Below are 12989 nucleotides of genomic sequence, written 5' to 3'. Positions count from 1 at the left end.
CATATCGTCCCGCAGAACGGGCGTTGACACACTGTGTCGCTGGCCATAACCGGAAAGCCCCGGTGCTGGCTACGCTACTCGACGGTAGTTCGTTGCGCCGCCCTGCCCTCATGCGCGTGTCCCCGCCCAGACGCGCGTACCACCGAACAGGCCGCGGCCCATGGATCAGGGAGAGCCCACCCGATGACCGAGGCCCCGTACGACCCCCACACCACCGCCGGCAAGCTCGCCGACCTGCGGCGCAGGATCGACGAGGCGGTGCACTCCGGCTCCGCCAAGGCCGTGGAGAAGCAGCACGCCAAGGGGAAGCTGACCGCGCGTGAGCGCGTCGTCGAGCTGATGGACGAGGGCTCCTTCGTGGAGTTCGACGAGTTCGCCCGGCACCGCTCGACCAACTTCGGCCAGGAGAAGAACCGCCCGTACGGCGACGGCGTGGTGACCGGCTACGGCACCGTCGACGGCCGTCAGGTCGCCGTCTTCGCGCAGGACTTCACCGTCTTCGGCGGCTCGCTCGGCGAGGTGTTCGGCGAGAAGATCGTCAAGGTGATGGACTTCGCGCTGAAGACCGGCTGCCCGGTCATCGGCATCAACGACTCCGGCGGCGCCCGGATCCAGGAGGGCGTGGTCTCGCTCGGCCTGTACGGCGAGATCTTCCGCCGCAACGTGCACGCCTCCGGGGTCGTCCCGCAGATCTCGCTGATCATGGGCCCCTGCGCGGGCGGCGCGGTGTACTCGCCCGCGATCACCGACTTCGTGGTGATGGCCGATCAGACCTCGCACATGTTCATCACCGGCCCGGACGTGATCAAGACCGTCACCGGTGAGGACGTCGGCATGGAGGAGCTGGGCGGCGCGCGCACCCACAACACCAAGTCCGGCAACGCGCACTACCTGGCCGCGGACGAGAAGGAGGCGATCGAGTACGTCAAGAGCCTGCTCTCGTACCTGCCCTCCAACAACCTCTCCGACCCGCCGGCCTTCCCCGAGGAGGCGGACCTCTCCGTCACCGACGAGGACCTCGAACTCGACACCCTCGTGCCGGACTCGGCGAACCAGCCGTACGACATGCACACGGTGATCGAGCACGTCCTGGACGACGGCGAGTTCCTGGAGACCCAGGCGCTGTACGCGGGCAACATCATCACCGGCTTCGGCCGGGTCGAGGGCCACCCGGTCGGCATCGTCGGCAACCAGCCGATGGACCTGGCCGGCTGCCTGGACATCAACGCCAGCGAGAAGGCCGCCCGGTTCATCCGGACCTGCGACAGCTTCAACATCCCGGTGATCACCTTCGTGGACGTGCCCGGCTTCCTGCCCGGCACCGAGCAGGAGTGGGACGGCATCATCCGCCGCGGCGCCAAGCTGATCTACGCCTACGCCGAGGCCACCGTGCCGATGATCACCGTGATCACCCGCAAGGCCTTCGGCGGCGCGTACGACGTCATGGGCTCCAAGCACCTGGGCGCCGACCTCAACCTGGCCTGGCCGACCGCGCAGATCGCGGTGATGGGCGCGCAGGGCGCGGCCAACATCGTCTACCGGCGCGAGCTGGCCGAGGCCGCCGCCGCGGGCGCCGACGTCGACGCCCGCCGGGCCGAGCTGGTCTCCGAGTACGAGGACACCCTGCTCAACCCGTACCTGGCCGCCGAGCGCGGCTACGTGGACGCCGTCATCGCGCCGAGCGACACCCGCCGGCACATCGTCCGCGGGCTGCGCGCGCTGCGCGGCAAGCGTGAGGTGCTGCCGCCGAAGAAGCACGGAAACATCCCCCTGTAAGCGCTGCCGCGAGAGGATTGAGCCATGGCCCCGATCCACGTGCTGCACGGGCAGCCGACCCCCGAGGAGCTGGCCACCGTCCTGGCGGTGGTCCAGTCCCGGGCCGCCGCCGCGCAGGCGGCCGCCGAGGCGGCCCGCCGGGCCGGCGCCGGCCCGGACTCCGCCTGGAACGACCGCGCCCGCCGGCTGCGCGCCACCCCCCGCCCGGGCGTCAACGCCTGGCGCACCTCGGGCTGGGCCGGCTAGCACCGCCGGGAGGGGGTGGGAGGCCGGCCCGTCCGGCGTCCCACCCCCTTCGCGCGCCCGGATTGCCCCGAAAGCTGAGTACGCGTACTCAGGCGTCACCGCGGCGGCGCGACGCACCCTGGACAGGTGCTCTGGTCCGACCCCCGCGACGAGCCCTCCCCGGAGGCCCGCCGACTGCAGGAGAGGCTCCGCCGCGCCGGCCATGTGCTCGCGGCCTGCCTCCTGCTGATCGCCGTCCTGCTGATGGTCTGACCGGTGTGGTCTGACCGGCGCCCGGACCGGCCCCCGGCGGGCGGGCGGAGCGACGGCGGCCACCCCCTACCCTGGTGGGCATGACCGACCGCCGCGCCCTCGTCCTCGCCTCCGCCTCCCCCGCCCGCCTCGGGCTGCTGCGCCAGGCGGGCCTCGACCCGCGCGTGGTGGTCAGCGGCGTCGACGAGGACGCGATCACCGCCGCGAGCCCCGCCGAGCTCGCCCTCGTCCTCGCCGAGGCCAAGGCCAAGGCGGTCGCCGCCGAGCTGACCGGCGGCGAGCTGGTGATCGGCTGCGACTCGGTGCTGGAGCTGGACGGGCAGGCGCTCGGCAAGCCCGCCGACGCCGCCGAGGCCCTCGCCCGCTGGCAGGCGATGCGCGGCCGGTCCGGGGTGCTGCGCACCGGGCACTGCGTGATCGACACCGCCACCGGCGAGCAGTCCTCGGCCACCGCCTCCACCACCGTCCGCTTCGGCACCCCGGACGACGACGAGGTCGCCGCCTACATCGCCTCCGGCGAGCCGCTGCACGTGGCCGGCGCGTTCACCCTGGACGGCCGCTCGGCGCCGTTCGTCGAGGGCATCGACGGCGACCCGGGCAACGTCATCGGCCTCTCCCTGCCGCTGCTCCGCCGGCTGCTCGCCGACCTCGGCGTCCGGATCACCGACCTCTGGGCCTGATCCGCCGCCGGCTCCCCCGCCACGAGGCCCGACCGGTCCCCTCACCGGCCGTCCCCGTGGCCCTCGCGGGAGCCCGCTAGGCTGACCGCCGCCGTTCGAACGGGGAGGGGACAGGCCGATGACCGACAGTCTGCTCAACGTGCTGCTGGGGCTGGTGGCGAGCGCGATCAGTGCCGCGCTCGCCTGGCTCGCGCAGAACCTGCGCCGCCGCCGGCGGCTGGAGCGGGTCCGCGCCTTCTTCGGCCTGCCGGCCGGCAGCGAGTGCCTGATCGTGGTGAACCGCAGCGTCGGGGTCGGGGCGCACGCCCGGACGGTCACCCGGCGCGACGCCTACGCGCTGATGGAGCTGGCCGCACTGGTGAAGGAGTGCGACGCGCGGACCGACCTGGTCGCGCACGACGCCGTCCACCGCGGCCTGGGCACCAAGACCGAGTTCTGCTTCGGCGGCCCCAGCAGCAACGAGCGGATGGCCGCCCACCTGGCCTGGGGGCTGCCCGGAGTGACGGTCACCAACGGCTCGGAGGGCCCGAACAACGTCATCGTGGTGGGCGACCGGACCTTCACCGTCGACTGGGACACCGAGGTGTACGCCCTGCTGGCGCGCCTCGCCACCCCCGAGGGCGGGCACCCGGTCTTCCTGATATCCGGCCAGACCGGCATCGCCAACCACGCCGGCGTCCGCTACCTCGTCGCCAACCACCGCCGGCTCGCCCGCCGGTACGGTGAGGACGGTTCGTTCGCCCTGGTCCTGAAGGTCGTCAACCCGAAGGCCTACGGCCCCGATGTGGTGGAACTGGCCGCCGACATCACCGCGCCGGCCCGCGAGCGGGCCGCCTCCGCGGCCCCCGCGGGGTGAGTGTGGCCAAGGCCACCGCGTCGCCGCGCCGCCCCGTCACCGTCCGCACGGGACGGCTCGCGGCGACGGCACCGGCACCCACCTGGGAAGACCCCGACCGGGTCGCGGATCGGGTCCCCGAACGCATCACCCTCCGTGTGGGATAGTTCACAACCTGGGGCTACTCGCCGGTACCACCCAGAAATCCATAAACTCGACCAGGTTCAAGAAGGGAGCCACAGTGCGCAAGGTGCTCATCGCCAACCGCGGAGAAATCGCCGTCCGCGTCGCCCGGGCCTGCTCGGACGCCGGTATCGCCAGCGTCGCCGTCTACGCCGAGCCGGACCGGGATGCGCTGCACGTCCGCGCGGCCGACGAGGCTTACGCGCTGGGCGGCGACACCCCCGGTACCAGCTACCTCGACATCGCGAAGGTCCTGAAGGCCGCCGCCGACTCGGGGGCGGACGCCGTCCACCCCGGCTACGGCTTCCTGTCGGAGAACGCCGAGTTCGCCCAGGCCGTCCTCGACGCGGGCCTGACCTGGATCGGCCCGCCCCCGCAGGCCATCCGCGACCTCGGTGACAAGGTCACCGCCCGGCACGTGGCGCAGCGCGCCGGTGCCCCGCTGGTCGCCGGCACGCCGGACCCGGTCTCGGGCGCCGACGAGGTCGTCGTCTTCGCCCAGGAGCACGGCCTCCCGGTCGCCATCAAGGCGGCGTTCGGCGGTGGCGGCCGCGGCCTCAAGGTCGCCCGCACGCTGGAGGAGATCCCGGAGCTCTACGAGTCCGCGGTTCGCGAGGCGGTCGCCGCCTTCGGTCGCGGCGAGTGTTTCGTCGAGCAGTACCTGGACAACCCCCGGCACGTCGAGACCCAGTGCCTGGCCGACCGGCACGGCAACGTGGTGGTCGTCTCCACCCGTGACTGCTCGCTGCAGCGCCGGCACCAGAAGCTCGTCGAGGAGGCGCCCGCGCCGTTCCTCACCCCCGAGCAGAACGCCGAGCTGTACCGGGCGTCCAAGGCCATCCTCAAGGAGGCCGGCTACGTCGGCGCCGGGACCTGCGAGTTCCTGGTCTCCCAGGACGGGCTGATCTCCTTCCTGGAGGTCAACACCCGCCTCCAGGTCGAGCACCCGGTCTCCGAGGAGGTCACCGGGATCGACCTGGTCCGCGAGATGTTCCGGATCGCCGACGGCGAGGAGCTCGGGTACGACGACCCGGAGGTGCGGGGTCACTCGATCGAGTTCCGCATCAACGGCGAGGACCCGGGCCGCGGCTTCCTGCCCGCGCCCGGCACGGTGACGCTGTTCGCGCCGCCGTCCGGCCCCGGCGTCCGGCTGGACGCGGGCGTCGAGACCGGCTCGGTCATCGGCCCCGCCTGGGACTCGCTGCTCGCCAAGCTGATCGTCACCGGCACCACCCGCAAGCAGGCGCTGCAGCGCGCCGCCCGGGCGCTGGCCGAGTTCAAGGTCGAGGGCATGGCCACGGCCATCCCGTTCCACCGCGCGGTCGTGACCGACCCGGCGTTCGCGCCCGAGGTGCACGGCGGCGACGGACCGTTCACGGTCTTCACCCGGTGGATCGAGACCGAGTTCCAGAACACCATCCCCGCGTTCGCCGGTGCGCCCGGCGAGGGCGAGGAGGCCGAGGGCCGCGAGACCGTGGTGGTCGAGGTGGGCGGCAAGCGGATCGAGGTCTCGCTGCCGTCCTCGCTGGGCGTCGCGTCCGCCCCGGCGGCCGCCACCGGCGGTGCGGCCAAGGCCAAGCGCCGGGTCGGCGCCAAGAAGGCCGGCTCGGCGGTCAGCGGTGACACCCTGGCCTCCCCGATGCAGGGCACCATCGTCAAGGTCGCCGTCGAGGAGGGCCAGGTCGTCGCCGAGGGCGAGCTGATCGTCGTCCTGGAGGCGATGAAGATGGAGCAGCCGCTGAACGCCCACAAGGCGGGCACCGTGGTCGGCCTCAAGGCCGAGGTCGGCGGCAGCGTCAGCAGCGGCGCCGCGCTCTGCGAGATCAAGGACTGACGGCTCAGGCCGCCGGACCGGTCCGTACGCCCCTCGGGGTGTGCGGACCGGTTCCGTTTCCGGCCCCGCGACGGCGGTACCGGTCGGCGCCGCCACCGGCACGGCGCCCGCCCGGTGGCGGCGTCAGCGCCCGCGCGGGACGGCCCCCAGCTCGGCGAGCCGGGCCGGCAGTGGGCCGCCCGGCCCACCGGGGCCGCCGTGCGCGCCGGGGCGGCGCTGACCGGGCAGCGGGGCACCGGGCGGCGGGGCCGCGCGCCGGGCCAGCGGGCCGGGCTGGGTCTGGTGGACGGGCCCGCTGCCGGTGCCGTGCACGGGGGCGTCCCCGGTCGGCGCGGCGCTCAGCGGCGCCAGGCCGATCTGCACCCCGCAGTCGGCGAGCGCGTCCAGCTCGCGGGCGGTGGTGTCGTCGGCGGCGGCGTGCTCGTCGGTGACCAGCCGGGTGATGGTCTCGGTCGGGACGGTCTGGAACATGGTGTCCGCGCCGAGCTTGGTGTGGTCGGCGAGGACGATGACCTCGGCAGCCGACTGCACCAGAGCCCGGTCCACGCTCGCGGAGAGCATGTTCGTGGTCGACAGCCCGCGCTCGGCGGTCAGTCCACTGCCGGAGATGAACGCCTTGGAGACCCGCAGCCCGTGCAGCGACTGCTCGGCGCCACTGCCCACCAGGGCGTAGTTGGAACCCCGCAGGGTGCCGCCGGTCATCACCACCTCCACCCGGTTGGCGTGCGCCAGCGCCTGCGCGACCAGCAGGGAGTTGGTGACCACCGTCAGCCCGGGCACCCGGGCCAGTCGGCGGGCCAGCTCCTGCGTGGTGGTACCGGCGCCGACCACCACCGCGTCACCCTCCTCCACCAGGCCCGCGGCGAGATCGGCGATGGCGCTCTTCTCGGCCGCGGAGAGGTGGGTCTTCTGCGGATAGCCGGGTTCGCGGCTGAAGCCGCCGGGGAGCACCGCGCCGCCGTGCCGGCGGTCGAGGAGCCCTTCTGCCTCCAGTGCCCGTACGTCACGACGTACGGTCACTTCCGAGGTCTGGACGACGCGGGCCAGTTCGCGGAGCGACACAGCTCCGTTGGCGCGCACCATTTCGAGGATCAACTGGCGACGTTCTGCTGCAAACACAGAACCGACGGTAACCTGCGTGACCGTCTGCTTTCAGGCGTTTGCAGCTAGTAGCGGGAATTGCTCACGCACGAGCGGCGCGTGACCGTACAATACGCGCCGTCAGCAATCCGGGACTGCGCCCGCCGTCCGGGTGACGGGCCCGCCCGCGCGAAGGGCGGCCACCGACCGGCAGCCGCCCCCAACTGCGCGTCCGGTGCTCAGGATTCGCCGTCGGCCCGCTTGCGGATGTGCAGCTGCCGGGCGGCCTCGGCGGTCGAGCCGGAGACGGACGGGTAGACGGTGAAGGCGCTGGCCACCTGTTCGACCGTCAGATTGGCGTCCACCGCGAGCGCGATCGGGTGGATCAGCTCGCTGGCGCGCGGGGCGACCACCACGCCGCCGACCACGATGCCGGTGCCCGGGCGGCAGAACAGCTTCACGAAGCCGTCCCGGATGCCCTGCATCTTCGCCCGCGGGTTGCCCCGCAGCGGCAGCTTGACCTCGACCGCGTCCATCTTGCCGCAACTCACGTCGGCGGCGGTGTAGCCGACGGTGGCGATCTCCGGGTCGGTGAAGACGTTGGAGGCCACGGTCTTCAGGTTCAGCGGCTGCACCGCGTCGCCGAGCGCGTGGTACATCGCGATCCGGCCCTGCATGGCCGCCACCGAGGCGAGCATGAAGACGCCGGTGCAGTCACCGGCCGCGTACACGCCGGGGGCACTGGTGCGGGAGACCCGGTCGACCTTGATCTGACCCCAGTCGTTGAGCTTCACCCCCGCCTCCTCCAGGCCCATCTCGGCGGTGTTGGGGATCGAGCCGACCGCCATCAGGCAGTGCGTGCCCCTGATCACCTTGCCGTCGGAGAGCGTCACCTCGACGTGGTCGCCGACCCGCTTGACCGTCTCGGCCCGGCTGCGGCCCATCACGTTCATGCCGCGGCGGCGGAAGACCTCCTCCAGCACCTCGGCGGCGTCCGGGTCCTCGCCCGGCAGCACCCGGTCGCGGCTCGACACCAGGGTGACCTTGGAACCGAGCGCCTGGTAGGCGCCCGCGAACTCGGCGCCGGTCACACCGGAGCCGACCACGATCAGCTCGGCCGGCAGCTCCTCCAGGTCGTACACCTGGGTCCAGGTCAGGATCCGCTCGCCGTCCGGCTGGGCGTCCGGCAGCTCGCGCGGGTGCGCGCCGGTGGCGATCAGCACCGCGTCCGCGTGCAGCGACTGGACGCTGCCGTCGGGCGCGTCCACCAGCACCTCGCGGGAGCCGTCCACGGCCTGCCCGCCGCCGCCGAGCCGGCCCCGGCCGCGCAGCACGGTGACCCCGGCCCGGGTCACCGACTGGGTGATGTCGTGGGACTGCGCGATGGCGAGGCGCTTGACGCGTCGGTTGACCTTGCCGAGGTCCACGCCGACCACCCGGGCCTGCCGCTCCAGCGGTGGGGTGTCGTCGGCGACGATGATGCCCAGCTCTTCGTACGAGCTGTCGAAGGTCGTCATCACCTCCGCGGTCGCGATCAGGGTCTTCGACGGCACGCAGTCCGTGAGCACCGCCGATCCGCCCAGACCGTCGCGGTCGACGACGGTCACCTCCGCGCCGAGCTGGGAGGCGACGAGCGCCGCCTCGTAGCCGCCGGGTCCGCCACCGATGATCACGATCCGAGTCACGTCCACCATTGTCCCGTATGCCGAGCGCGCTGCCACGCCGGGGTCGGGGCTTCTGTCCGATCGCCCAGTCGCCGTAGGCTGCACCCCATGCCCCTCTACGCCGCGTATGCCACCAACCTCGATGCTCGGCAGATGACCCGCCGCGCTCCGCACTCCCCGCTGCGCGGTACCGGGTGGCTGGACGGCTGGCGGCTCACCTTCGGCGGCGAGCAGCTCGGCTGGGAGGGCTCGCTGGCCACCGTGGTCGAGGACGAGAAGGAGCAGGTCTTCGTCTCGCTCTACGACGTCGCGCCGATGGACGAGGAGGGCCTGGACCGCTGGGAGGGCGTCCAGCTCGGCATCTACCGCAAGATCAAGCTGCGCGCGCACACCCTGGACGGCGACATCCCGGTCTGGACGTACGTGCTCAACGACTACGAGGGCGGCCTGCCCGCCGCCCGCTACCTGGGCCTGGTCGCCGACGCGGCGGAGAGCGCCGGGGCGCCGCACGACTACGTCCTGGACCTGCGCCGCCGCCCCTGCTGACCTCCGGGCCCGCGCGGCACCGCCGCCCTCGACTCCCCCCGGCCCCGACTCCCCCCGGCCCGGGCGCCCGCCGCCCCGGGCCGGCGCACGGCTCGGCGGCCGCGCGGCGCCGGACGGCTGTAGCTTGCTCCCACCAGAGCCGCCGGAAGCAGGCCTGCGAGCTGTACTTTCACGCCATCCGGGTAACGATCCGGCACGTCGTACCGGGATCTTCTACGCGCGTAGCCGATTCCCGTCTATCCTCGGACCTGTGAACGCATCTCCTCAGTCGGTCGTCTCCGCCGACCCCTACGCCGCCGCCCAGGCCGCCGCCGAGCGCCTGCGCGAGCTGACCGGCGCCGAGCGCCACGACGTCGCCCTGGTGATGGGCTCCGGCTGGGTGCCGGCCGCCGACGCCCTCGGCGAGACCGTGGCGGAGTTCCCGGTCACCGACCTCCCGGGCTTCCCCGCCCCCGCCGTGGCCGGCCACGCCGGCACGATCCGCTCGGTGAAGATCGGCGACAAGCGCGCCCTGATCTTCCTGGGCCGCAACCACTACTACGAGGGCCACGGCGTGGCCACCGTGGTCCACGGCGTGCGCACCGCCGCCGCCGCCGGCTGCGGCATCATCGTGCTGACCAACGGCTGCGGCGGTCTGCGCGACGGCTGGGTCCCCGGCCAGCCGGTCCTGATCAGCGACCACATCAACCTGACCGCGGACTCCCCGATCGTCGGCGCCAACTTCGTCGACCTGACGGACCTCTACTCCAAGCGGCTGCGCGACCTCTGCCGCGAGGTGGACTCCACCCTCGACGAGGCCGTCTACGTGCAGTTCCGCGGCCCGCACTACGAGACCCCGGCCGAGGTCCACATGGCCCGGGTGATCGGTGGCGAGCTGGTCGGCATGTCCACCACGCTGGAGGCCATCGCCGCCCGCGAGGCCGGCGCCGAGGTGCTCGGCATCTCGCTGGTCACCAACCTGGCGGCCGGCATCACCGGTGAGCCGCTCAACCACGCCGAGGTGCTGGAGGCCGGCAAGGCCTCCGCCGAGCGCATGGGCGCGCTGCTCGCGAAGGTCCTTGAGCGGATCTGATCCGGCTCTGACGCACAATCGTGAGCGACGGGGTTCGCGGGCGGCTGTGATCCGCTGATCACACCCGCCCGCGGGCCCCGTCCGCATGCGCGCCCCACTCTCGCGGAACCCTCCGGCCGACCGAACCGACGCACTTCCCCATGGAGTCGCAGCCATGACGCAGGCACCCACCACCGATCTCCTCGCCCGGGCCCGGACCTGGCTGGCCGAGGACCCCGACCCGCAGACCCGCGAGGAGCTGGCCGCGCTGCTGGCCGCGGCCGAGGGCCCGGACGCCGAGTCGGACAGCAAGCTCGCCTGGTCGCGGCTGGCCGAGCGGTTCTCCGACCGCCTCCAGTTCGGCACCGCCGGCCTGCGCGGCGAGCTGGGCGCGGGCCCGATGCGGATGAACCGCGCCGTGGTGATCCGGGCCGCCGCCGGCCTGGTGGCGTACGTGAAGAAGGAGAACCTGGGCGACCTCGTCGTCATCGGCTACGACGCCCGGCACAAGTCCTTCGACTTCGCCCGGGACACCGCCGCCGTGGTGGTCGGCGCCGGCCTGCGGGCCGCCCTGCTGCCGCGCGCGCTGCCCACCCCGGTGCTCGCCTTCGCGGTCCGCCACCTGGGCGCGGCCGCCGGCGTCACCGTGACCGCCAGTCACAACCCGCCGCAGGACAACGGCTACAAGGTCTACCTGGGCGACGGCTCGCAGATCGTCCCGCCGGCCGACGCCGGGATCGCCGCCGAGATCGACGCGATCGGCTCGCTCGCCGAGGTCCCGCTCGCCGAGGACGGCTGGGACGTCGTCGGCGAGGACGTCGTGGACGCCTACCTGGCCCGCGCCGTCTCCATCGTGGACCCGCACAGCCCGCGCGACCTGGCCGTCGTCTACACCCCGATGCACGGCGTCGGCCGGGACACCCTGGTCGCCGCCTTCGACCGGGCCGGCTTCCCCGCGCCCACCGTGGTCGCCGAACAGGCCGAGCCCGACCCGGACTTCCCGACCGTGGCCTTCCCCAACCCGGAGGAGCCGGGGGCGATGGACCTCGCCTTCCGCACCGCCGCCGCGGTCGGCCCGGACATCGTCATCGCCAACGACCCGGACGCCGACCGCTGCGCGGTGGCCGTCCCGGCCAACGGCACCGCCGACGGCGACGGCACCGGCTGGCGGATGCTGCGCGGCGACGACGTGGGGGCGCTGCTGGGCGCCGCGCTGGTCGCCAAGCGGGCCACCGGCACCTTCGCCACCACCATCGTCTCCTCCACCCTGCTCGGCCGGATCGCCGAGGCGGCCGGGCTTGGTTACGCCGAGACGCTGACCGGCTTCAAGTGGATCGCCCGCGCCGACGGCCTGCGCTACGGCTTCGAGGAGGCGCTGGGCTACTGCGTCGACCCGCAGGGCGTGCGCGACAAGGACGGCATCACCGCCGCCCTGCTGGTCGCCGAGCTGGCCGCGACCCTCAAGCGGTCCGGCCGCACCCTGGCCGACCTGCTGGACGACCTGGCGCTGGAGCACGGCCTGCACGCCACCGACCAGCTCTCCGTCCGGGTGGAGGACCTCGCGCTGATCGCGGAGGCGATGCAGCGCCTGCGCGAGCGGCCGCCGACCGTGCTGGCCGGCCTGACGGTCACCCGGGCCGACGACCTGACCGCCGGCTCCGCCGACCTGCCGCCCACCGACGGCCTGCGCTACTACCTGGCTGGCGAGGGCGTGCGCTCGGCCCGGATCGTGGTCCGGCCGTCCGGCACCGAGCCCAAGCTGAAGTGCTACCTGGAGGTCGTCCTCCCGGTCGGCTCGGCCGCCGACCTGGCCCCCGCCCGGGAGCGCGCCGCCGAGCTGCTGGGCGCGATCAAGCGCGACCTGGCCGCGGCCGCCGGCATCGACGCCTGATCCACCCGCGCATGCCGAAGGGGCCCGCCGTTCCCGGCGGGCCCCTTCGTCGTGCTCCTCGGCGTGCTCAGGCGACGATCGCGGCGATCAGCGCGACCAGACCGAGCAGGGTCGGCGCGATGATCCACCAGCACCACCGCACGACCAGCGGGCCTGCCGCGTCGGGGCGGCCCGCGTTCCGCTCGGCGGTCTCCTGGAGGATCGCGACCACCTGGTCGGACCAGGCCCGGTTCGGGTCCGGCGCGCCCTCGACCACCGACGGCGCCGGCCGCCCGAAGGCCGTGCCCAGCCGGGACGCGTGCTGCTGCCCGCCGCCGCGCTGCTGGATCCGGTTGGCCCGCTTGCGCTGGCGCAGCGACACCGGCACGGCCCACACCTGGTACTTGTGGCCCCCGGCCAGCAGTTCCACCGAGTACCCCGCGCGCAGGGCGTCCACGGCCGCCCACGGCGCGGTGATCGTCCGCAGCGGGTTGCGCACCACCAGCCGGCGGTCGTTCACCCGCACGGCCGGCCGCAGCGTGTAGGCGATCACCGGGAAGGCGAACACCGGTACCGCGGCCAGCGCGACGTACGGGGTCCTGCCCGTCCCGTTCAGCACCGCGTCCCCGATCAGCCACCCGGCCACGGCCAGCAGGAGCACACCGGAGATCACACCGGGAATGGAGCGGTACACGCGGTCGGCGTACACGGGCTCCCCGTCGGAGCCGGCCGAGCCCTGGTGGGGCTTGCCGTCGGATTCGGTCATGGCGACGATTCTGCCCCATGCACCCCGTGATCTACAGGGGTGGCGATCACCGTGGTGGCCCCGGCCGTCGCCCCCCGGCCCGACGGCCGGACCCCGCCGTTCCTCCCGCCGCTCCCCGCCACTCCCCGGCCACTCCCCCGCCGCGAGCCGCTCCCGGGCCGCGCCCACCGGGCCGAGATCTCGGTCCGGCATCGAAAAGCGGGCCC

General features: G+C 73.6%; 12 protein-coding genes. 9 read left to right on the top strand and 3 right to left on the bottom strand.

The features are described 5' to 3' along the window. The first annotated feature begins 183 nt into the window (after positions 1-183). The 6 genes from ABZ497_RS05865 to ABZ497_RS05840 all read left to right on the top strand — a co-directional run bounded on the left by ABZ497_RS05865 (position 184) and on the right by ABZ497_RS05840 (position 5806). Complete coding sequence (locus tag ABZ497_RS05865) at positions 184-1776, top strand: acyl-CoA carboxylase subunit beta (RefSeq protein WP_329487968.1); 1593 nt, start codon at positions 184-186, stop codon at positions 1774-1776. A gap of 24 nt (positions 1777-1800) precedes the next feature. After that, positions 1801-2022 carry an acyl-CoA carboxylase subunit epsilon gene (locus ABZ497_RS05860; RefSeq protein ID WP_093861821.1) on the top strand — a complete coding sequence of 74 codons (222 nt, stop codon included), beginning with the start codon at positions 1801-1803 and terminating at the stop codon, positions 2020-2022. A 126-nt stretch (positions 2023-2148) separates the two neighbouring features. Further along, complete coding sequence (locus ABZ497_RS05855; protein ID WP_329487969.1) at positions 2149-2274, top strand: hypothetical protein; 126 nt, start codon at positions 2149-2151, stop codon at positions 2272-2274. Between the two features lie 80 nt (positions 2275-2354). Beyond that, complete coding sequence (locus tag ABZ497_RS05850; protein WP_329487970.1) at positions 2355-2954, top strand: nucleoside triphosphate pyrophosphatase; 600 nt, start codon at positions 2355-2357, stop codon at positions 2952-2954. Positions 2955-3072: 118 nt separating this feature from the next. Then, on the top strand, positions 3073-3810 hold the full coding sequence (locus ABZ497_RS05845; RefSeq protein WP_359803621.1) for a hypothetical protein: 738 nt from the start codon (positions 3073-3075) through the stop codon (positions 3808-3810). Positions 3811-4030: 220 nt separating this feature from the next. Further along, positions 4031-5806, top strand: coding sequence for a biotin carboxylase N-terminal domain-containing protein (locus ABZ497_RS05840; protein ID WP_329487972.1), 1776 nt, complete (start codon positions 4031-4033; stop codon positions 5804-5806). Positions 5807-5929: 123 nt separating this feature from the next. Here the strand turns inward: ABZ497_RS05840 and ABZ497_RS05835 are convergent, their stop codons facing one another. Both ABZ497_RS05835 and ABZ497_RS05830 read right to left on the bottom strand, forming a co-directional pair. Next, positions 5930-6889, bottom strand: a complete 960-nt coding sequence (locus ABZ497_RS05835; protein WP_359803684.1) for a DeoR/GlpR family DNA-binding transcription regulator — start codon at positions 6887-6889, stop codon at positions 5930-5932. A gap of 236 nt (positions 6890-7125) precedes the next feature. Next, positions 7126-8580 carry an NAD(P)H-quinone dehydrogenase gene (locus ABZ497_RS05830; RefSeq protein WP_352295404.1) on the bottom strand — a complete coding sequence of 485 codons (1455 nt, stop codon included), beginning with the start codon at positions 8578-8580 and terminating at the stop codon, positions 7126-7128. A 78-nt stretch (positions 8581-8658) separates the two neighbouring features. On the opposite strand from ABZ497_RS05830, the gene ABZ497_RS05825 reads away from it, so the two are divergent. The 3 genes from ABZ497_RS05825 to ABZ497_RS05815 all read left to right on the top strand — a co-directional run bounded on the left by ABZ497_RS05825 (position 8659) and on the right by ABZ497_RS05815 (position 12038). Then, positions 8659-9096 (top strand): gamma-glutamylcyclotransferase, encoded by a 438-nt coding sequence (locus tag ABZ497_RS05825; protein ID WP_329487974.1) that lies wholly within the window; start codon positions 8659-8661, stop codon positions 9094-9096. Positions 9097-9346: 250 nt separating this feature from the next. After that, positions 9347-10168, top strand: a complete 822-nt coding sequence (locus ABZ497_RS05820; protein WP_329487975.1) for a purine-nucleoside phosphorylase — start codon at positions 9347-9349, stop codon at positions 10166-10168. Positions 10169-10322: 154 nt separating this feature from the next. Continuing rightward, a complete protein-coding gene (locus ABZ497_RS05815) occupies positions 10323-12038 on the top strand; it encodes a phospho-sugar mutase (protein ID WP_359803618.1) in 1716 nt (571 codons plus the stop codon). Between the two features lie 67 nt (positions 12039-12105). Here ABZ497_RS05815 and ABZ497_RS05810 read toward each other — a convergent pair whose 3' ends face one another. Beyond that, the gene (locus tag ABZ497_RS05810) at positions 12106-12783 is read right to left on the bottom strand and encodes a PH domain-containing protein (RefSeq protein ID WP_329487977.1); all 678 of its coding nucleotides are present in this window, start codon (positions 12781-12783) and stop codon (positions 12106-12108) included. Positions 12784-12989: the final 206 nt, after the last annotated feature.

The sequence above is a fragment of the Kitasatospora sp. NPDC005751 genome, from assembly GCF_040630835.1.
Taxonomy (GTDB): Bacteria; Actinomycetota; Actinomycetes; order Streptomycetales; family Streptomycetaceae; genus Kitasatospora.
This window is presented reverse-complemented; position numbering and strand designations above follow the sequence as displayed.

Excerpts from the sequence above, each read along its gene's own strand:
- ABZ497_RS05865 (WP_329487968.1), top strand. The coding sequence starts at position 184 with ATGACCGAGGCCCCGTACGACCCCCACACCACCGCCGGCAAGCTCGCC.
- ABZ497_RS05860 (WP_093861821.1), top strand. The coding sequence starts at position 1,801 with ATGGCCCCGATCCACGTGCTGCACGGGCAGCCGACCCCCGAGGAGCTG.
- ABZ497_RS05850 (WP_329487970.1), top strand. The coding sequence starts at position 2,355 with ATGACCGACCGCCGCGCCCTCGTCCTCGCCTCCGCCTCCCCCGCCCGC.
- ABZ497_RS05845 (WP_359803621.1), top strand. The coding sequence starts at position 3,073 with ATGACCGACAGTCTGCTCAACGTGCTGCTGGGGCTGGTGGCGAGCGCG.
- ABZ497_RS05835 (WP_359803684.1), bottom strand. The coding sequence starts at position 6,889 with ATGGTGCGCGCCAACGGAGCTGTGTCGCTCCGCGAACTGGCCCGCGTC.
- ABZ497_RS05830 (WP_352295404.1), bottom strand. The coding sequence starts at position 8,580 with ATGGTGGACGTGACTCGGATCGTGATCATCGGTGGCGGACCCGGCGGC.
- ABZ497_RS05825 (WP_329487974.1), top strand. The coding sequence starts at position 8,659 with ATGCCCCTCTACGCCGCGTATGCCACCAACCTCGATGCTCGGCAGATG.
- ABZ497_RS05815 (WP_359803618.1), top strand. The coding sequence starts at position 10,323 with ATGACGCAGGCACCCACCACCGATCTCCTCGCCCGGGCCCGGACCTGG.
- ABZ497_RS05810 (WP_329487977.1), bottom strand. The coding sequence starts at position 12,783 with ATGACCGAATCCGACGGCAAGCCCCACCAGGGCTCGGCCGGCTCCGAC.